Annotated in this window: 1 protein-coding gene; it reads left to right on the forward strand. The window is 70.7% G+C overall.

All coding sequences use genetic code 11. The annotated features are described in order from the left end of the window. The coding region (locus HMPREF2833_RS08900) for a biotin/lipoyl-containing protein (protein ID WP_305778337.1) at positions 1-420 on the forward strand (420 nt) is incomplete at both ends.

Raw genomic sequence — 420 nt, forward strand, 5'->3', positions numbered from 1 at the left:
TCGGGCAACTCGGTGGAGGTCACCCTCCCCGCGCTGGGCGAGTCCGTGACCGAGGGCACCGTGACCCGCTGGCTCAAGCAGGTCGGCGAGAGCATCGAGGTGGACGAGCCCCTGCTGGAGGTCTCCACCGACAAGGTCGACACCGAGGTCCCCTCCCCCGTGGCCGGCACCATCCTGGAGATCAAGGTCCAGGAGGACGAGGACGCCGAGGTCGGCCAGGTCCTGGCCATCGTGGGCGACGAGTCCGCGGCCGGTTCCGGCGACTCCGGCTCCGACAACGGCTCCTCCGAGCAGTCCGGTGAGACCAAGGCCGAGAAGGTCGAGGATGCTGCCACCACCGCCGACTCCGGCGAGGACACCGAGCAGGCCGCCGAGGCCAAGACCGAGCAGGCCCCGAAGGCCGACACCAAGCAGGCGTCG

It is taken from the genome of Kocuria sp. HMSC066H03, from assembly GCF_001812045.1.
Lineage (GTDB): Bacteria > Actinomycetota > Actinomycetes > Actinomycetales > Micrococcaceae > Kocuria > Kocuria rhizophila.